At 69.1% G+C, this 17,009-nt stretch carries 19 protein-coding genes and 1 pseudogene; 4 read left to right on the top strand and 16 right to left on the bottom strand.

Annotated features, from left to right (window positions below):
• From QZ772_RS01295 to QZ772_RS01270, 6 genes are all read right to left on the bottom strand, one after another.
• On the bottom strand, positions 1 to 419 hold a 419-nt coding region (locus tag QZ772_RS01295; protein ID WP_295522273.1), incomplete at its 3' end, for a PA2169 family four-helix-bundle protein.
• Positions 420 to 613: 194 nt separating this feature from the next.
• Positions 614 to 853 carry a hypothetical protein gene (locus QZ772_RS01290; protein ID WP_295522271.1) on the bottom strand — a complete coding sequence of 80 codons (240 nt, stop codon included), beginning with the start codon at positions 851 to 853 and terminating at the stop codon, positions 614 to 616.
• Positions 854 to 995: 142 nt separating this feature from the next.
• Positions 996 to 1,307 (bottom strand): GNAT family N-acetyltransferase, encoded by a 312-nt coding sequence (locus QZ772_RS01285; protein WP_295522269.1) that lies wholly within the window; start codon positions 1,305 to 1,307, stop codon positions 996 to 998.
• A gap of 73 nt (positions 1,308 to 1,380) precedes the next feature.
• Entirely contained in the window at positions 1,381 to 4,086 is a 2,706-nt protein-coding gene (locus tag QZ772_RS01280) for a response regulator (RefSeq protein WP_295522267.1), read from the bottom strand.
• A gap of 212 nt (positions 4,087 to 4,298) precedes the next feature.
• A complete protein-coding gene (locus QZ772_RS01275; protein WP_295522265.1) occupies positions 4,299 to 4,985 on the bottom strand; it encodes a substrate-binding domain-containing protein in 687 nt (228 codons plus the stop codon).
• Between the two features lie 43 nt (positions 4,986 to 5,028).
• Positions 5,029 to 5,934, bottom strand: coding sequence for a LysR family transcriptional regulator (locus QZ772_RS01270; protein ID WP_295522263.1), 906 nt, complete (start codon positions 5,932 to 5,934; stop codon positions 5,029 to 5,031).
• A 106-nt stretch (positions 5,935 to 6,040) separates the two neighbouring features.
• On the opposite strand from QZ772_RS01270, the gene QZ772_RS01265 reads away from it, so the two are divergent.
• From QZ772_RS01265 to QZ772_RS01250, 4 genes are read left to right on the top strand one after another with little or no spacing between them, the layout of a single operon-like run.
• A complete protein-coding gene (locus QZ772_RS01265; RefSeq protein WP_295522261.1) occupies positions 6,041 to 7,414 on the top strand; it encodes an aromatic ring-hydroxylating dioxygenase subunit alpha in 1,374 nt (457 codons plus the stop codon).
• Positions 7,411 to 7,896, top strand: a complete 486-nt coding sequence (locus QZ772_RS01260; protein WP_295522259.1) for an aromatic-ring-hydroxylating dioxygenase subunit beta — start codon at positions 7,411 to 7,413, stop codon at positions 7,894 to 7,896. The genes QZ772_RS01265 and QZ772_RS01260 overlap by 4 nt, the downstream gene beginning before the upstream one ends.
• 10 nt (positions 7,897 to 7,906) lie before the next feature.
• Positions 7,907 to 8,296, top strand: a complete 390-nt coding sequence (locus QZ772_RS01255; RefSeq protein WP_294368518.1) for a chorismate mutase — start codon at positions 7,907 to 7,909, stop codon at positions 8,294 to 8,296.
• Positions 8,293 to 9,291 (top strand): tripartite tricarboxylate transporter substrate binding protein, encoded by a 999-nt coding sequence (locus QZ772_RS01250; protein ID WP_295522257.1) that lies wholly within the window; start codon positions 8,293 to 8,295, stop codon positions 9,289 to 9,291. Before QZ772_RS01255 ends, QZ772_RS01250 begins: the two co-directional genes overlap by 4 nt.
• Before the next feature lie 39 nt (positions 9,292 to 9,330).
• Here QZ772_RS01250 and QZ772_RS01245 read toward each other — a convergent pair whose 3' ends face one another.
• The 10 genes and pseudogenes from QZ772_RS01245 to QZ772_RS01200 all read right to left on the bottom strand — a co-directional run.
• Positions 9,331 to 9,633, bottom strand: coding sequence for a hypothetical protein (locus QZ772_RS01245; protein WP_295522255.1), 303 nt, complete (start codon positions 9,631 to 9,633; stop codon positions 9,331 to 9,333).
• Between the two features lie 48 nt (positions 9,634 to 9,681).
• Positions 9,682 to 10,731, bottom strand: coding sequence for a glycerophosphodiester phosphodiesterase (locus tag QZ772_RS01240; protein ID WP_295522253.1), 1,050 nt, complete (start codon positions 10,729 to 10,731; stop codon positions 9,682 to 9,684).
• Between the two features lie 154 nt (positions 10,732 to 10,885).
• Positions 10,886 to 11,467, bottom strand: coding sequence for a DUF1439 domain-containing protein (locus QZ772_RS01235; RefSeq protein WP_295522251.1), 582 nt, complete (start codon positions 11,465 to 11,467; stop codon positions 10,886 to 10,888).
• Between the two features lie 132 nt (positions 11,468 to 11,599).
• Entirely contained in the window at positions 11,600 to 12,568 is a 969-nt protein-coding gene (locus QZ772_RS01230) for a tripartite tricarboxylate transporter substrate binding protein (RefSeq protein ID WP_295522274.1), read from the bottom strand.
• Positions 12,569 to 12,654: 86 nt separating this feature from the next.
• Positions 12,655 to 13,430: pseudogene (locus tag QZ772_RS01225) on the bottom strand (amino acid ABC transporter ATP-binding protein).
• Positions 13,414 to 14,067 carry an amino acid ABC transporter permease gene (locus QZ772_RS01220; RefSeq protein WP_295522249.1) on the bottom strand — a complete coding sequence of 218 codons (654 nt, stop codon included), beginning with the start codon at positions 14,065 to 14,067 and terminating at the stop codon, positions 13,414 to 13,416. Before QZ772_RS01220 ends, QZ772_RS01225 begins: the two are co-directional and overlap by 17 nt.
• 12 nt (positions 14,068 to 14,079) lie before the next feature.
• A complete protein-coding gene (locus tag QZ772_RS01215) occupies positions 14,080 to 14,733 on the bottom strand; it encodes an amino acid ABC transporter permease (RefSeq protein ID WP_295522247.1) in 654 nt (217 codons plus the stop codon).
• A gap of 170 nt (positions 14,734 to 14,903) precedes the next feature.
• Complete coding sequence (locus QZ772_RS01210) at positions 14,904 to 15,692, bottom strand: transporter substrate-binding domain-containing protein (RefSeq protein ID WP_295522245.1); 789 nt, start codon at positions 15,690 to 15,692, stop codon at positions 14,904 to 14,906.
• Complete coding sequence (locus tag QZ772_RS01205) at positions 15,689 to 16,498, bottom strand: GntR family transcriptional regulator (RefSeq protein ID WP_295522244.1); 810 nt, start codon at positions 16,496 to 16,498, stop codon at positions 15,689 to 15,691. The genes QZ772_RS01210 and QZ772_RS01205 overlap by 4 nt, the downstream gene beginning before the upstream one ends.
• Positions 16,499 to 16,634: 136 nt before the next feature.
• A partial coding sequence (locus QZ772_RS01200; protein WP_295522242.1) for a nitronate monooxygenase occupies positions 16,635 to 17,009 on the bottom strand: 375 nt, incomplete at its 5' end.

The following is a 17,009-nucleotide window of genomic DNA, read 5'->3' as shown; positions in this document are numbered from 1 at the left end:
TGATCGTGGTTCTTCTGGGCGCCCTGTGCCTGGCGTTCGATCAACGCGCGCACATCGGCAGGCAGATCCTGCTGCAGTGCCTTGCGGTAGCGCGCCACTGCGGCGTCTTCGCCGCGCTCGCATTCTTCAAGCATCGATTCTTCGCTGTTGGCGCCGACGGCGCCCTTCACATGCACCCAGCCGCGGTGCAGCGCGCCGGACGCGGTGCCGCCGTCGGCGGGCTTGCCGCCCAGGCGGATCACCACCTCCTCCAGCTCGCGCGCGGCCTGCGCGCATTCGGCGGCCCGGGTGCTGAAGGTGGCACGCAGGCTGCTGTTCTCGACCTCTTCAGCGCACAGGCGGAAGCCGTATTCGCCGTCGCGTGAGTTCTCCAGCAGGTCGTTCAGGGTGTCGATGACGTCGTTGGTGGTCTGGGCCATGGTGGACTCCTTCATGGATGGTGATGCACAGGCCAGGACAGTGGCAAAGCCGTTTTGTCCTAATGAGTCCACATCGTTGAAGGGCGCACGTTCCCGGATCGTCGTCGCGCCGCGCGCGCCGCTGTAGGTGCAGGGGCCTTGGCGGCGCCCGTCAAGCTCAGGGGTGAAAGTGCGCAGGGGCGGACGGGCGTGGCTCAGGAGAGCTGGAGCAGTTCGGCCGGACTCGCCATGTGCAGGCGCATCAGTTCGTCGGCCACGCGGGCACCGCTCAAGGGCGTCACGCCTTCGCGGGCGGCATAGGCCAGCAGCCCGTTGCGCAGTGTGATGCGCGAGATGAAGAAGCTGCGCTCGCGCAGGTGCGCCAGGATCTCATCGACCACGACCTCGAATTGGGCAGCTTCGTCGGGCGAGGCGGGGCTGGGGGTGTCGGTCATGCAGAGGTGAGGCCGGGGGGCATGGATGGGTCAGGAAGGCGCAAGCAAGCTTCGTGCGAGGGCCGTGCCCAGCGGACGGGGGCTCCCGGCCGCCTTCACCGCAGGGCGCGGGCCAGGTGCCGGACCGTGGCGGGCCCGCCGCTCAGATCCCGAAGGCGCGCCGGCTCTCGGGCGCGATCAGGTCGTGGTATTCCGGATGCTTGCGCAGGAACGCCGCCACGAAGGGACAGACGGGGATGACCCGCGTGCCCATGGCGCGGACGTCGTCCAGGGCATGGCGCACCAGCGTGCCGCTGAGCCCGTGGCCCTCGAACTCGGGAAGGATCTCCGTGTGGGTGAAGATCAGACCGTTGGCCAGCACGTTGTATTCGGAGAAGCCGGCCAGCGTGTCGCCGAGCAGGATCTCGTAGCGGTGGGCGGCTTCGTTCTTGCGGAGGGTCGGGGTCTGCGGCATGCGCGTGTCCTGGAAGCCCGGAGGGCGGTCGGCGTCGATCATCGCTCAGCGTCGGGGCATCTGCCCCAGGGCCTCAGGAGCGCCCATCCGCGGCGCTTGCACGGGGGCCGTCCTGCGGCGACGGGGCCGGTTCGAGCGCGGCCTGGACGGCGGCAACGAGGGCCGCCGAGCCATAGGGCTTGGCCAGGATCAGGCTGCCGCTGAGCTCGCCGCGCAGCAGGGGCGAAGCATCGCCGCTGGCGAAGATCACGACCAGATCGGGCAGCTGCGCGCGCAGGCCGGCCGCCAGCTCCGTGCCGGAGGCGCCGGGGAGGTTGATGTCGGTCACCATCACCTGCGGACGGTGCCGCAGGGCCAGGGCGTTCGCCTCTTCGGCGCTACCAGCTTCGACGACGGTGTAGCCCGCGTCGGTCAGCATCGCGGCCGAGGTCACGCGGATCAGCGGATCGTCCTCGACGAGGAGAACGACGCCGGCGCTGGGACGCGCCGGGGTGGTGGCGGCGCTTGCCGCTGCCGGCCGGTCCGCCGCCGATGCGGGTGACAGGCCGGTACTCGGCTGCGCGGGAGCCGCGGGCGCGGCGCTCTGTCGCTGCGCACGGTTGCCCAGCAGGTGGCGCACCTTGCGGGCCAGCGCTTCGCGCGAATAGGGCTTGGACAGCAGCTCCACCCCCGCATCGAGCCGGCCACCATGGACGATGGAGTTCTCGGTATAGCCCGAGGTGAAGAGCACCGCCAGATCGGGGATGCGCTGGCGCGCCTGGCGGGCCATCTCGGGGCTCTTGAGCGGCCCCGGCATCACGACGTCGGTGAAGAGCAGGTCCACCGGAATGCCGCTCTCGATCACGGCCAGGCCCTTGGAGGCGTCGGAGGCCTGCAGCACCCGGTAGCCCAGGTCGGCCAGCATGGCCACGACCACCTCGCGCACCTCGGCATCGTCCTCCACCACCAGCACCACCTCGGTGCCGCCCTCGACGCTGCCGGTGTCCAAGCGCACCGCCACGTCCTCGGCCTGCATGGCGCGGGGAAGGAACACCTTCACCGTGGTGCCCTGACCCAGCTCGGAGTAGATCTTGATGTGGCCGCCGGACTGCTTGACGAAGCCGTACACCATCGACAGGCCGAGGCCCGAGCCCTTGCCCTCCGGCTTGGTCGAGAAGAAGGGCTCGAAGGCGCGCGCGATGACGTCCGCCGACATGCCCGCGCCCGTGTCGGACACGGCGAGCATCACGTATTGCCCGGGCGTGACTTCATCGTGCTGGCGGGTGTACGCCTCGTCCAGATGGACATTGGCGAGCTCGATCGTGAGCCGCCCGGAGCCGTTCATCGCATCGCGCGCATTGATGGCGAGGTTGAGTACGGCGTTCTCGATCTGCGTCGGATCGACGAAGGTGTTCCACAGGCCGCCGCCGAGCACCGTCTCGATCTCGATCGCGCCGCCCAGGGCGCGGCGCAGCATGTCGTCCATGCCCTGGACCATGCGCGTGGCATTGACGACGCGCGGCTCCAGCGGCTGGCGACGTCCGAAGGCGAGCAATTGCGCCGCCAGCTTGGCGCCGCGCTGGACGCCGGCCATGGCATTGCCCACCAGCCGCTGCGCACGCTCGTTGCCGGCGATGTCCTTGGACAGCAGGTGCAGGCTGCCCGAGATGACCTGCAGCAGGTTGTTGAAGTCGTGGGCGACGCCGCCGGTGAGCTTGCCGATGGACTCCAGCTTCTGGGCCTGCGCCAGCTTGGCCTCGGCCTGCCGGCGCTCGTCGATCTCGGCGATGACGCGTGCTTCGAGGTTCTCGTTGAGCAGGCGCAGTTGCTCCTCGGCCCGCTCGCGATGGCGCACCTGGGCGGCCAGCGCCGTGGCCTGCGCCACCAGGCTGCGTTCGGCCGCGCGCTGTTCGGTGATGTCGGTGTGCACGCCCACCCATTCGTCGATGCTGCCGTCCTCGCGCAGGATGGGCAGGCCCCGCACCGCGAAGTTGCGCCAGGCGCCGTCGCAGCGCCGTACCCGGTGCTCATGGATGAACATCGTGCGGCCTTCGACGGCTGCGTTCCAGGTGGCGATGGCACCCTGCGCATCGTCCGGGTGCAGGGCGTCGGCCCAGCCGTAACCTTCGTATTCCTGCTGCGTCTGACCGGTGAGCGCGGCCCAGCCCGGCTGCTCGCCGGTCATGCGGCCATCGGCGCTGTTGGTCCACAGCACCCCGTGGACGGCATCCATGGCGGTGCGGAAGCGGCGGTTGCCGATGCGCAGAGCCTCTTCCTGCCGGGCGCGGTCGGTCACGTCGAGCACCGTGCACATCACGCCGGCCGCGATGCCGGTGGGCTCGTAGACGGGCGTGTAGAACAGGTCGAGCACATGGTGACGCTCGCCCTCGGGCCCGCTCAGCGTCATCGGGTGCTCACGAAAGCAGACGACTTCGCCGCCCAGGCAGCGCAGCAGCACATCGCGGTGCCAAGCCCAGTTCTCGGGCCACACCGCCTCGATGCTGAGGCCAAGCGATTCGGGGTGCCGCGGGCCCATGACGGCCTGGTAGGCGTCGTTGTAGAGCACGGCATGGTCGGCGCCCCACACCAGCACCTTGGGCACTGGGGAATTGACGATGTTCGAGACGGTGGTCCGGAGCGCCGCCGACCAGCCTTCGACGGCGCCCAGGCCGGTGCCGGACCAGTCCCGTGTGCGGATCAGTTCGCCGCAGTGGCCGCCGGCGGGCGGCCAGGTCGATGGCCTGAGTGGGCGGGCAGCGTCTGCGGCGGAACGGGGAGGGAAAGACGCGGCATCGGACATGGCGGGGTGTGCGTGTTGGGCTGGGGGCGAGTACACGCTTGTGGGCAGCGGCAGACTACAGAGAAGCTGCCATTGCCCGCGCTCGCAGGAGATGCGCGCGCAACAAGCCCGCGGATTCTGAGTGCGCGCAGGTCCGCGTCTTGACGGACAACGCCGCGACTATCGCGGCGTCTGCCCTTCGCTGCGAATCGGGTGGCTTGGCCCTGCGCTCCTCAGGCGGGTTCCATCCCCTGGCGGCGAATCGCCTCGGCCGCCTCGGGGCCGGCCATGAAGTCGAGTACCGCCTGGGCCTCGGCCGCCCGCATGCTGGTGGCTGCCACGGCGCCCGAGAAGGTGGTGACGATCTGGATCGCGTCCGGCAGCGGGCCCAGGATGTCGATGCCTTCCAGGTTGAGCATCTCGCTGAGCTGCTGGAAGCCCAGCGCCACCTCGCCCTTGGCCACCAGGCTGCCCACCGGCACGCCGGGCGGGGCGGTGACGATGCGCGGCTGGATCTCGGCGGCGATGCCCCAGCGCTCGAAGAGCTTGGCCAGTTGCACGCCGCTGGGGCCGGTGGAATAGGCCAGGCTCTGCGCGCCCAGCACGGCCTGCTTGACGGCCTCTTCGCTGTCGATGGCGGGCCGCGGCGCGCCCGCCTTCACGGCCACGGCCACGCCCGAGGTCACCAGGTCCTTGCGCGGACCGGCGGTCTTGCCGGCGGTGGCGAGCTGATCGATGGCGTTGGAGGCCAGCACCACCAGGTCGAAGGCTTCGCCCGCCTGCACCCGCTTGGCGGCATCCACGCCGCCCACCGACTCCACCTTCACCGCCTGGCCGGTGCGGCGTTCATAGTCGGCCGCCAGGTCGTTCAGGATCTGCCGGGTGGCCATGGAAGAGATGAGCGTCAGGGGAGCGGTCATGCTGCGGGTCGATGAGGGGTTGTCGGATGAACGGCGGATTGTGTCAGCCGTCGCCGAAGCGCGTGGCGATCAGCTGGCGCAGCCACTGGTTGGCGGGCTCGCGGTGCAGGCGCGCGTGCCACAGCAGATGGATGCCAATCTCCGGCAGCGGCGCCGGGTGCGCCAGCCAGCGCAGGCCGAAGGGCCCGGCCATGCGCTGGGCGAGCCGCTCGGGCACGGTGGCGATCATGTCGGTGCCGGCCAGGATGTGGCCCAGGGCCACGAAGTGCGGCACCGTCAGCCGCACCCGGCGTTCGATGCCCTGGCGGGCCAGCTCGTCCTCCACCACGCCGTGACCGGTGCCTGCGGACACCACGGCCAGGTGCTCGGCGGCGCTGAACTCGCGCAGGCCGATGCGGCGCTTGTCCAGCGGATGGCCCTGCCGCATCAGGCACACATAGCGCTGGGTGAACAGGCGACGCTGGAAGAAGCCGGTGCGCAACTGGGGCAGCAGGCCCAGCGCCAGGTCCACATGGCCGGCCTCCATCTCGTCCTTGAGCTGCACCGCCGTGTTGCGCACGGTGCTCACCGTCACGCCGGGGGCGGCCTCGGCCAGCGCTTCCATGAGGCCGGGCAGGAAGTAGATCTCGCCGATGTCGGTCATGCCGATGGTGAAGGCGCGGCTGCTGGTGGCCGGGTCGAAGCCCTGGTCCTGCCGCAGCGCGCCCTGCAGCAGCTGCAGCGCGGCGGCCACCGGCTCGGCCAGTTGCGTGGCGCGGGGCGTGGGCTCCATGCCGCGCGAGGTGCGCAGGAAGAGCTCGTCGCCCACCGCCTTGCGCAACCGCGCGAGCGCATTGCTCACGGCCGGCTGGCTCAGCCCCAGCGCCCGCGCCGCGCCCGAGACGCTGCGCTCGGCCAGCAACTGGTTGAACACCAGCAGCAGGTTCAGGTCGAGCTGCTTAAGGTCCATGGGGTGTTATTGATGTTGGTGATGGAGCGTATTCACCGAATTCTATTGGTGGATAGTGGGGGCGGCCGGATGATGCGCCCACCACGACAACGACGGAGACACGCACATGAACAGCGCGCCCCACGAGGCCCCGCTGCGCTGGGAAGCGGGCGGCACCAGCCGCATTCCCTTTGCCGCCTACACCCGCGACGACCTGCACCGCAAGGAGCTGGAGCGCTTCTTCTACCGCGGCCACTGGTGCTACGTCGGCCTGGAGGCGGAGATTCCCAACCCCGGCGACTTCAAGCGCACCGCCGTCGGCGAGCGCTCGGTGATCCTGGTGCGCGCACAGGACGGCAGCATCCATGTGGTGGAGAACGTCTGCGCCCACCGCGGCATGGCCTTCTGCCGCGAGCGCCACGGCAATCGCAAGAGCTTCACCTGCCCCTACCACCAGTGGAACTACAACCTCAGCGGCAAGCTGATGGGCGTGCCCTTCCGCCGCGGAGTGCGCGACGAGGCCGGCGAGATGCACGGCGGCATGCCCGAGGACTTCAAGCCCGAGGACCATGGCCTGACCAAACTCAAGGTGGCCACGCGCGGCGGCGTGGTGTTCGCCAGCTTCGACCATGAGGTCGAGTCGCTGGAAGACTTCATGGGCCCGGTCATCCTGCGCTGGTTCGACCGTCTCTTCAACGGCCGCAAGCTGAAGATCCTGGGCTACAACCGCCAGCGCATCCCCGGCAACTGGAAGCTGATGCAGGAGAACATCAAGGACCCGTACCACCCCGGCCTGCTGCACACCTGGTTCGTCACCTTCGGCCTCTGGCGGGCCGACAACAAGTCGCAGCTGGTGATGGACGATCGCCACCGCCATGCGGCCATGATCTCCACCCGCGGCCAGCAGGGCGCCGCCGCGCAGGTGACGCAGGTGTCGAGCTTCAAGGAGAAGATGTCGCTGGAGGACGCGCGCTTCCTGGACATCGTGCCGGAGCCGTGGTGGGGCGGCCCGACTGCCGTCATGACGACACTGTTTCCAAGCGTCATCCTGCAGCAGCAGGTCAACAGCGTCTCCACGCGCCACATCCAGCCCGACGGCCATGGCGCCTTCTTTTTCGAATGGACGCACTTCGGCTTCGAGGACGACAGCGAGGCGATGCAGCAGCGCCGCCTGCGCCAGGCCAATCTGTTCGGGCCGGCGGGCTTCGTCTCGGCCGACGACGGCGAGGTGATCGAGCTGTCGCAGATGGCCTTCGAGAGCAAGCCCGGTCACCGGGCCCTGGCCGAACTGGGTGGCCGCGAGGTGGGTGATGCCGACCACATGGTCACCGAGACCTTGATCCGTGGCATGTACGAATACTGGCGCGGCGTGATGGAGGCGCCTGAAGAGGGTGGGGTGGCCCAGGCTGGCGGATCACCCGACGCCACTGCGGCTGAGGCTGGCGGGCCTGCCGCAACGGCGGTGCCCTCGGCCAGCAGCGAAGGGAGGGTGGCCTCATGAGCAGCCTGCTCAACTTCGAGGACTGGTTCGCGCTGAACCAGCTGTACGCCCGCTATGCCAGCGCGCTCGACGCTGCCGACTGGGACGCCTGGCCCGAGTTCTTCACCGACGACTGCGTCTACCGCCTGCAGCCGCGCGAGAACCATGAACGCGGCTTCCCGCTGGCGACGCTCTCTTTCGAGAGCAAGGCCATGCTGCGCGACCGCGTCTACGGCATCCGAGAGACGCTCTACCACGACCCCTACTACCAGCGCCACGTGGTCGGCACGCAGCTGGTGCGCGAGGTGGTCGACGGCCGCATCCGCTGCGAGGCCAACTACGCCGTCTTCCGCACCAAGCTGTCGCAGCTGACCACCGTGTTCAACGTGGGCCGCACGATCGATGAGGTGGTGCGGATGCCCGACGGCTCGCTCAAGTTCGCGTCGCGGCTGGTGGTGTACGACAGCGAGATGATCCCGAACTCGATCATCTACCCCATTTGAGGCCGGCTTCATGAACATTCCCACTGCCCACCTTTCAGGCACGGAACCCGATCCGCACGGCCCCCCGCTGCGGCGGTTCCTCGATCCCGGCTACACGCCGCTTTGCAACTCGCTGGCCGAGATCCGCGCCGGCATCGATGCGCTGGACGAGCAGATCGTCGCGCTGTTGGCCGAACGGGGGCGCTATGTGCGCGATGCCGCGCGCTTCAAGCGTGACGCCTTCCAGGTCTCGGCGCCTGCCCGGCAGGAGCAGGTGTTCGCCAAGGTGCGAGCGCTGGCCGAGGCCAAGGGCGCCTATCCCGAAGTGGTGGACGCCTGCTATCGCGCGATGGTGGCCGGTTTCATCGCGCGCGAGCAGCAGGACCATGCGGCCATGGCCCCGGTGGAGGATGGGCAATGACCCTGTTGCGTCGACATACCCTCCAATGGGCTGCGCTGGCGGCCATCGTGTCGGCAGCCTTGCCCGCTCAAGCCCAGAACGCTGCCGTGTCGCAGGACTGGCCCAAGCGCCCGATTCGCATCGTCGTGCCCTTTGGCGCCGGCTCGTCGCCGGACATCCTCGCGCGCATCGTCAATGACCGCCTGGCGCCGAGGCTGGGCCAGCCGGTGATCGTCGAGAACCGCGCCGGGGCAGGCGGCAACGCCGGCACCGACGTGGTGGCCAAGGCCAGTCCGGATGGCTACACCTTTCTGCTGTCGGTCAATGCCCCGCTGGTCTACAACACGGTGCTCTACCGCAACCTGCCTTACGACCCTTTCCGCGACCTGGCACCTGTATCGCTGGCCGCCACCACGCCCAACGTCTGTGCCGTCAATGCGCAGATGGGCATCGACTCGGTCAAGGGATGGCTCGATGCGCTGCGGCGCAATCCTGGCAAGTACAACTTCGCTTCCACCGGCAACGGGTCGATCGCTCACCTCGGCGTGGAACTCGTCAAGGCGAAGACCCAGTCATTCGCCGTCCACATTCCCTACGCTTCGTCGGCGCAGGCCGTGACGGCGCTGGTGCAAGGGGATGTGCAGTTCGCCTGCCTGCCGCCGGTGACCGTGATGCCGCAGGTCAAGGCGGGCAAGCTCAAGGCTTTGGCAGTGACGTCCGCGCAGCGCTCCGCGCTCTTGCCCGAACTACCGACGCTGCGCGAGTCCGGCCTGCCGGACATCCAGGCCGTGCCGTGGTTTGCCTACATGGCGCCGCGCGACACACCGCGGCCGGTGGTCGAGCGCATGAGCCGGGAGATCGCCGCTGTGCTCGCCGAGCCCGAGGTCCGCCAGCGTCTGCTCGGCGCCTACTTCGATCCGGTCGGCGGGACCCCGGAGCAACTCGCGGCCTTCATGCGTGACGAGCTGCAGCGATGGAAGCCAGTGATCGAGCGCGCAGGCCTCAAGCCGGACTGAGGCCCTCACCGCCATTCCATCGCGGTGAACGCGGAAGACTCAGCCGCCCGGCAGCACGCCCCGCGCCTTGTCCACCCACAGCTGCAGGCTGTCCAGCAGGTCCTTCTGGCTGAAGGAGCAGCTTTCCTCGCTGAACAGGGCGCTGGATTCCAGGCGGTCCACCACGTCGAGCAGCACGGGCGCATAGCGGGGCGGCAGGGCGGCATGCAGGGCAGAGGCCTGGCGGGCGTGGTCGCAGAGGCGGCCGAGCTGCAGCGGATCGCGACGGGTGGCGGCGAGCAGGTCGGCGAGTCGGTTGAGCTGGTCCTGCGCAGTGGCGGCGTCGGTGATGGTTGTACTCATGGGCCTGTGGAGTTCTCGATGTTGGTGGGTCGGCTGGGCCTGCAAGCGTCAGGCCGAAGTAGGCCGCGCGGGCAGGGCCGGCGGCAGCGGCAGGCCGCGCTCCTGCATCAGCGCACGCAGCCGGTCGGGATAGTCGGTGATCAGGCCATCCACGCCCATGTCGATCAGGCGCGCCATGTCGGCGGGGTTGTTGACCGTCCAGGGCAGCACCTTCAGGTCGAGGTCGTGGGCCTCCTGCACCTGCTGCGGCTGCAGGTCGCCGAAGGCCGGCGACCAGATGGACAGGCCCTTGCCGCGCCGAGATGCGGCATCGATCAGCCGCGGCACGCTGCCGCCATGGTCGGCCAGGCGCAGGCCGGCCGTCCAGCGGCTGTCCTGCACGGTGCGCGGGCTGGTGAGCCAGGCGCGCCAGAGGCGGGGTTCGCGCGTCTCGGCATACACCAGGCTGCGCCAGTCGAAGCTCTGCAGCGTGACGTGATGGAGGCGCCCGGCACGCCGTGCCTCGGCCAGGATGGCGTCGGTGATGGCTTCGGGCGACGCGGTCTCCGCCGGCTTGGTGGGATCGACCTTGGTCTCGATGTTGAAGCTGATCTGGCTCGCGCCGCGACGCTCGGCCAGTGCGAACAGTTCGGCCAGCGTGGGGATGCGCTCGCCATCGCGAGGTACCTGGCTGGGGAACTGCTGGCCGTACTTGGTGTTCGGGTTCAGCCGGCCGACGTCGTAGGTCTTGAGCTGCGCCAGCGTCAGTTGGTGGATGGCGGGGCCGGTCGCGCTCAGCCAGCGACCCTGGGCGTCGCGCGTGTGGTCGGGGTTGAGGGCGGTGTCGTGGGAGATCACGGCCACGTCGTCGGCGGTGAGGCCGATGTCGAGCTCCAGCGTGGTGACGCCGAGGCTCATCGCATGGTCGAAGGCGGCCAAGGTGTTCTCGGGTGCAAGGCCGCGGCCACCGCGGTGCGCCTGCAGGTCCAGGACGCGCTGATCCGGCGCCTTGGGCACGGCCCGGCAGGCGGCCAGGCTGCCGAAGGCGGGAAGCAGGACGAGGGTGCCGCGGCCGAGCATGGCGCGGCGGGACAGGGGCATGGGCAGGGACGAAGGCATTCCGTGATTCTGTCCTTCGACGATGACGGGCGCGCCGCGCCAGCGCCGGGGTTTGCCCGGAGCCACGGGCCGCGGGGTGCAGCGGGCGCGTGCCGGCGCAGTGGTGCCCATCAGTGGCCGCGGCGAGGCGCGCGTAGACGCCTTCCTCGCCAAACTACTTGAGCTGCACCTTGATGCCGTCCGCCAGCATGGTGATGTCGCCGATCTCGTAGGTCTTGCGGCCGACCGTCAGGTCTTCCTTGCGGAAGGTGTGCAGCGCCTGGCCCTGCAGCAGCTCCTGTGCGACGGCGGCGCCGGCCCGCTGAAGGCGCACGGCGTCCTGGCCGCCCACGCCGTCGAGCGTCACGCGCTCGGCGCGCGGCTGGTCAAGGCGCAGGCTCAGGGTCTCGGGGTCATAGCGCAGCATGCTGCTCACGGCCAATTGGCCGCCCACCTGCGACGGATTGAGGAAGGGGCTGGCGATGGTGACGGCGGTGGTCAGCATCGCGCGGTTGGCGCTGGCGTCCAGGTCCAGCCGTGGGTCGCGCAGGGTCACATCGAACAGACCGCCGGCGCTCTGGCGCAGGGGAAACTTCTTCGCCACCTGGGCCTGCAGTTCCTCGCGCGAGGCGGTGTATTCGCTGGTGAAGAAGTTGAAGCCGGCCCAGGCGCTGCGCAGTGGGACGGCACCCAGCAGGAGCAGGGCACCGCCGCTGGCGAAAAGGCGGCGGCGGGCGGCGAGGTCGGGGAGCGTCATGCGAGGTTTGAAGGTGGGGCCGGGGATGGGTTCCTCGACCGTCGAAGAGGTGGTGTCCGCATGTTTCGTCGGCCTTCGATCAACGCGTGCGGCATCGGGCGGCCGGCGGGGCCGAGGGCGCCGCCCGCATGTTCAGTCCAGCCGGGCACCCGACGCCTTCACCGCCGCCGCCCAGCGCGGCGTCTCTGTCTGCAGGAAGCGGCCGAAGTCCGCGCTGCCGAGGAAGGCCGGATCCGCGCCCTGGCTCACCATGCGGCTCTTCAGGTCGGGCTGGGCCAGCACTTGCTGGAAGGCGCCGCTCAACCTGTCGACCACATCCCTGGGCGTGCCGTCCGGCACGAAGAAGCCGTAGAAGCCGACCACTTCGAAGCCCTTGAGGCCGGCCTCGATGGCCGTCGGGATGTCCGGCAGCGCCGGGTTGCGCTCGCGGCTGGTCACGGCCAGGGCGCGCACCTTGCCCTGCTTGTGGTAGCTCGCGGCCTGGGGAATGGACTCGGCCATGAACTGCACCTGTCCGCCCATCAGATCTGTGAAGGCCGGCGCGCTGCCGCGGTAGGGAATGTGGACCATGAAGATCCCGGCCGCGCTCTTGAACATCTCGGGCACCAGGTGGCTGATGCCGCCGTTGCCGGCCGAGCCGTAATTGATCTGGCCCGGCCGCGCCTTGGCGTACTGGATGAACTCGCCCAGCGTCCTGGCGGGCACGTTGTTGTTGACCAGCAGTGCCAGCGGCTGCATGGCGGTGCGCGCCACGGGCGTGAAGTCGCGCAGCGTGTTGTAGGGCAGGTTGCGGTAGAGCGCGCCGTTGATCACTGCCACGCCGGTGTTGGCGAGCATCAGCGTGTAGCCGTCCGCCGGGCTCTTGGCGACGAAGTCGGCGCCGACCGAGCCGCCGGCACCCGGCTTGTAGTCCACCAGCACCGGCTGGCCCAGCACGGCCTGCAGGCGGTCGGTGAGCAGGCGCGCATGCTGGTCCAGCGGGCCGCCGGCGGGAAAGCCGATGACGATCTTCAAAGGCTTTTCGGGGAAGGCAGCCTGCGCGGCCAGGCCCGTGCAAAGGGCCAGCGTGCCCAGCAGGGCGGCCAGGCCGCGGCGGCGCATCGGCGTGCGGTGTTCTTGTGTCATCGGCGTCTCCGTTCTTGTGAGGGCGCCGATGATAGTGAGCGGCCTCTGCCGCCTTCGATGGCTTAGTCGTGCAGCGACGACAGGAACTGCTTCAGCTCTGCCGTCTGCGGATTGCCGAACAGCTCGGCCGGCGGGCCCATCTCGTGGACGCGGCCCTGGTGCATGAAGATCACGCGGTCGCTGACCTTGCGGGCGAAGCTCATCTCGTGCGTGACCATCAGCAGCGTCATGCCCTCATCGGCCAGCGACTCCACCACGCGCAGACTTCGCCCACCAGCTCGGGGTCGAGCGCGGAGGTGATCTCGTCGCACAGCAGCACGGCCGGCTCCATGGCCAGGGCGCGGGCGATGGCCACACGCTGCTGCTGGCCGCCCGAGAGCTGGTCGGGCATGGCATCGAACTTCTCGGCCAGGCCGACGCGGGCCAGCAGCTTGCGCGCCTGCGCCTCGGCCTCGGTCTTGTTGCGCTTCTTGACCAGCGTCGGCGCCAGCATCACGTTGCGGCCCACCGACAGGTGCGGGAAGAGGTTGAAGCTCTGGAAGATCATGCCCACGCGCTGGCGCAGCTCGCGCATGGCCATGGCGCTGTCGTGCAGCAGCGGCTTGGCGTCGACGGTGAGCGACCCTTCCTGGAATTCTTCCAGGCCGTTGATGCAGCGCAACAGCGTGCTCTTTCCAGAGCCGCTCTTGCCGATGATGGCGATCACCTCGCCGCGCGCCACCTCCAGGTCGATGCCCTTGAGCACCTGGTTGCTGCCATAGGACTTCTTGAGCGCCGTGATGCGCACGATGGGCGCGCCGGGCTCGACATGGGCGTGGGTTTCAGGAACGGCGGCCATGGGTCTTTCTTTCGAGATGCTTGGCGTAGAGGCTGACGGGGAAGCACAGCGCGAAGTACATGAGCGCCACGCAGGCGAACACGGTGAAGGGGCGGAAGGTGGCGTTGGAGATCATCCCGCCCGCCTTGGTCAGCTCCACGAAGCCGATGACCGAGGCCAGCGCCGTGCCCTTGATGACCTGCACCAGGAAGCCGACTGTCGGCGCGATGGCGATCTTGACGGCCTGCGGCAGGATCACATGCCGCATCTGCTCGCCGAAGTTCAGCGCCAGGCTGGACGAGGCCTCCCACTGGCCGCGCGGAATGGCCGCCACGCAGCCGCGCCAGATCTCGGTGAGGAAGGCGCTGGTGTAGAGCGTGAGGGCCAGCGCCGCCGAGGTCCACGGCGACACGTCGATGCCGAAGAGCGCGATGCCGAAGTAGGCCAGGAAGAGCTGCATCAGCAGCGGTGTGCCCTGGAAGAGCTGCACATAGCCGCCGATGAGGCGCTGCACGGCGTTGCCGCCGCGCAGCCGCGCCGCCAGCAGCAGGCCACCGACCACGCCGCCGCCCACGAAGGCGATCAGCGACAGCACCACCGTCCAGCGGGCGGCGAGCAGCAGGTTGCGAAGGATGTCCCAGAGGGTGAACTCGACCATCGTGGCGCTCCTTCAGCGGCCGAAGAGCCGGGGACCGGCCCAGTTGAACAGGCGCCGTGCGCCGATGGCCAGCAGCAGGTAGATGACCGTGGCGACGATGAAGGCCTCGAAGGCGCGGAAGTTGCGGCTCTGGATCAGGTTGGCCGCGTAGCTCAGCTCCTCGACCGAGATCTGGCCGCACACCGCCGAGCCCAGCATGACGATGATGATCTGGCTCACCATGGCGGGCCACACCTTCTTCATGGCGGGAGGCAGCACCACGCGCAGGAAGGTCTGGGCGCGCGTCAACGCCAGACTGGCGGCGGCCTCGATCTGGCCCTTGGGCGTGGCCTCCACGCCAGCGCGGATGATCTCGGTCGCATAGGCGCCCAGGTTGAGCACCATGGCGATGATCGACGCCACCTCGGGCGTGAGCTTCACCCCTGCGGCCGGCAGGCCGAAGAAGATGAAGAACAACTGCACGATGAAGGGCGTGTTGCGGATCAGCTCCACATAGGTGCCCACCACCCAGCGCAGCCAGCCCGGCCCCCAGGCGCGCGCCCAGGCGCAGCCGATGCCCAGCGCCATGCCGATCACGGTCGCGATGGCCGTGAGCCCGAGGGTCCACGCCACCCCCTTGAGGAGCAGCGGCCATTCCGAAAGGATGGCCCAGAAGTCAAAAGTCATGGAAGGCCCTGAGAAACGAGGGATGCCGGCCTCGCGCGTCGCTATCGGCTAGGGCAAGCGAAGCGCAGCCTGTTCGGGAGCACCCGCGGATCCGGCTTTGCCGGGCCGCTGGGTGCGCCCCCTTGAGGGCGGAGGCGGCTACACGAAGTGAGCAAGCAACGGGGGTGGTATCAGGTCGGCAGGTCGCCGGCGGCCTTGCCAAGCCACTGCTTCGACATCTTGTCCAGCGTGCCGTCCTTCTTGGCGGCGGCGATGATCTCGTTGACCTTGGCCTTCAGCGCGTCCTCGCCCTTGGCGATGCCCACGAAGCACGGGCTGTCCTTGAGCAGCAGCTTGAACTCGGTGTTGATCTGCGGGTTCTTGCGGATCATCTCGGCAGCCACGGCGCCGCTCATGGCGATCACCTGCGTCTGGCCGGCCACGTAGGCGGCGACGGTGGCGTTGTTGTCCTCGAAGCGGCGGTAGTCCACGCCGCTCGGCGCTACCTTGTTGAGCTCCTGGTCTTCCATGGCGCCGCGGGTCACGGCCACGGTCTTGCCGGCCAGGTCCTTGAAGTCCTTGATCGGGGCCGTCTTCTTGGCGAACACACCCTGGAAGAAGGGCGCATAGGCCGAGCTGAAGTCGATGACCTTCTCACGCTCGGCGTTCTTGCCCAGCGTGCTGATGACCAGGTCGGCCTTCTTGGTCTGCAGATAGGGAATGCGGTTGGCGCTGGTGACGGGCACCAGCTCCAGCTTGACGCCCAGCTTGGTGGCGATCAGCTTGGCCATGTCGATGTCCAGGCCCTGGGGCGCCATGTCGGTGCCGACGAAGCCGTAGGGCGGGTAGTCGGTGGGAATGGCCACCTTCAGCGTCTTGGACTTGAGCACGTTGTCCAGCGCGCTTTGGGCATGCGCGGCACCGGCGAACAGTGCGGCGGCCGCCAGGCCGAGGGTGAAGAGGCGTTTGGAGGGCGTCATAGGAGCTTTCCCAGGTAGGTGGAGGAGTCGTCGGAGGAATCGGGGCCGCCGGCGGCGCTGCGCTTGCGCGCAGCGGCCTTGGGCGGAGTGGTTCGCAAAAGCTGTGCCGAGGTGGCGGCGCCCGCGCCGGGCGCCTGCACGGGCGCCAGGGCCTCGCGCAGGCGCGCCAGCGGGTCGGGCGCCGTGGAGACGCTCAGGGCGGCCTGCACGGTGCCAATGTGTTCGGCCATCAGCGCCTCGGCCTCGGCGATGTCGCCGCGCTCCAGGGCCTCGACGATGCGCACATGGTCCTCGCAGGACTGCTCGGCATCGTGGGTGGATTGGTAGCGCATCGCGATCAGCGTGGTGCGGGCGGTGTAGTCGCGCAGGGTGTCGGCCAGCAGCGAGTTGCCCAGGCAGTCGGCCAGGCAGACGTGGAAGTCGCCCAGCAGGTAGCTGCGCTTGCCCACGTCGTCCTGCCGAAGGGCGGTCTTCTCCTGCTGCAGGTGCTGCTTGAGGCGCTTGAGGGCGTCCTTGCGCACGCCGCCGGCGCTCTGGCGGATCAGGCCGGTCTCGATCACACGGCGGGCCTCGAAGGCCTCGCGGGCCTCGTCCTGCGAGGGCTCGATCAGGTACCAGCCGCGGCGGGCGCTCACCGTGACGATGCCGCGCGCCGCCAGCCGGGTGAGCGCCTCTCGCACGATGGTGCGGCTGCAGTCGAAGAGCAGCGCCAGCTCCTGCTCGCCCAGGCGGGAGCCGGGCGCCAGTTTCTGGGCCAGGACCGCCTCGACGATGCGGTTGCTGATGTCGGTGGACGAGATCGCCATGCCCGGATGGCGAGCACGAAGCATGCCAATCTGGTATGCAAGTTCGGCGCACGAGTCTGGTTCATTTTTTGGATGAACCGCGCTGGCGTGCACCACCGGCATGCGAGTGCCGCACGCTGGCGGTGCGATGCCGGATCTACGCCCAGGCGGCGGCCTGCGCCCGCCAGTTGCGTTGTTCCTCGCCTTCCATTTCGACCGCGCCGGTCAATTCGGCCACGCGCACCACACCCTGCGCCGCGCAGTAATCGTGCAGCCCGTCCACGATGCGCCGCATCGCGCCAGGGTCGATGAAGGAGGCTGTGCCCACTTGGACGGCAGTGGCACCGGCCAGCAGGTATTCGACGGCGTCCTCGGCCGTGGCGATACCGCCGCAGCCGATGACCGGGATGCGCACGGCCCGCGCGCACTGGTAGGTCATGCGCAGCGTGACCGGCTTGAGCGCCGGCCCCGACAGCCCGCCCATGCCATTGCCCAGCCGCGGGCGGCGGGTGTGAACGTCGATGGCCATGCC

This window comes from uncultured Pseudacidovorax sp. (assembly GCF_913773995.1).
GTDB lineage: Bacteria > Pseudomonadota > Gammaproteobacteria > Burkholderiales > Burkholderiaceae_C > Xenophilus.
Note: the sequence above shows the minus strand (reverse complement) of the source record. Positions and strands in the feature narration are given on the sequence as shown.

Excerpts from the sequence above, each read along its gene's own strand:
- QZ772_RS01290 (WP_295522271.1), bottom strand. The coding sequence starts at position 853 with ATGACCGACACCCCCAGCCCCGCCTCGCCCGACGAAGCTGCCCAATTC.
- QZ772_RS01285 (WP_295522269.1), bottom strand. The coding sequence starts at position 1,307 with ATGCCGCAGACCCCGACCCTCCGCAAGAACGAAGCCGCCCACCGCTAC.
- QZ772_RS01280 (WP_295522267.1), bottom strand. The coding sequence starts at position 4,086 with ATGTCCGATGCCGCGTCTTTCCCTCCCCGTTCCGCCGCAGACGCTGCC.
- QZ772_RS01275 (WP_295522265.1), bottom strand. The coding sequence starts at position 4,985 with ATGACCGCTCCCCTGACGCTCATCTCTTCCATGGCCACCCGGCAGATC.
- QZ772_RS01270 (WP_295522263.1), bottom strand. The coding sequence starts at position 5,934 with ATGGACCTTAAGCAGCTCGACCTGAACCTGCTGCTGGTGTTCAACCAG.
- QZ772_RS01265 (WP_295522261.1), top strand. The coding sequence starts at position 6,041 with ATGAACAGCGCGCCCCACGAGGCCCCGCTGCGCTGGGAAGCGGGCGGC.
- QZ772_RS01260 (WP_295522259.1), top strand. The coding sequence starts at position 7,411 with ATGAGCAGCCTGCTCAACTTCGAGGACTGGTTCGCGCTGAACCAGCTG.
- QZ772_RS01255 (WP_294368518.1), top strand. The coding sequence starts at position 7,907 with ATGAACATTCCCACTGCCCACCTTTCAGGCACGGAACCCGATCCGCAC.
- QZ772_RS01250 (WP_295522257.1), top strand. The coding sequence starts at position 8,293 with ATGACCCTGTTGCGTCGACATACCCTCCAATGGGCTGCGCTGGCGGCC.
- QZ772_RS01245 (WP_295522255.1), bottom strand. The coding sequence starts at position 9,633 with ATGAGTACAACCATCACCGACGCCGCCACTGCGCAGGACCAGCTCAAC.
- QZ772_RS01240 (WP_295522253.1), bottom strand. The coding sequence starts at position 10,731 with ATGCCTTCGTCCCTGCCCATGCCCCTGTCCCGCCGCGCCATGCTCGGC.
- QZ772_RS01235 (WP_295522251.1), bottom strand. The coding sequence starts at position 11,467 with ATGACGCTCCCCGACCTCGCCGCCCGCCGCCGCCTTTTCGCCAGCGGC.
- QZ772_RS01230 (WP_295522274.1), bottom strand. The coding sequence starts at position 12,568 with ATGCGCCGCCGCGGCCTGGCCGCCCTGCTGGGCACGCTGGCCCTTTGC.
- QZ772_RS01220 (WP_295522249.1), bottom strand. The coding sequence starts at position 14,067 with ATGGTCGAGTTCACCCTCTGGGACATCCTTCGCAACCTGCTGCTCGCC.
- QZ772_RS01215 (WP_295522247.1), bottom strand. The coding sequence starts at position 14,733 with ATGACTTTTGACTTCTGGGCCATCCTTTCGGAATGGCCGCTGCTCCTC.
- QZ772_RS01210 (WP_295522245.1), bottom strand. The coding sequence starts at position 15,692 with ATGACGCCCTCCAAACGCCTCTTCACCCTCGGCCTGGCGGCCGCCGCA.
- QZ772_RS01205 (WP_295522244.1), bottom strand. The coding sequence starts at position 16,498 with ATGGCGATCTCGTCCACCGACATCAGCAACCGCATCGTCGAGGCGGTC.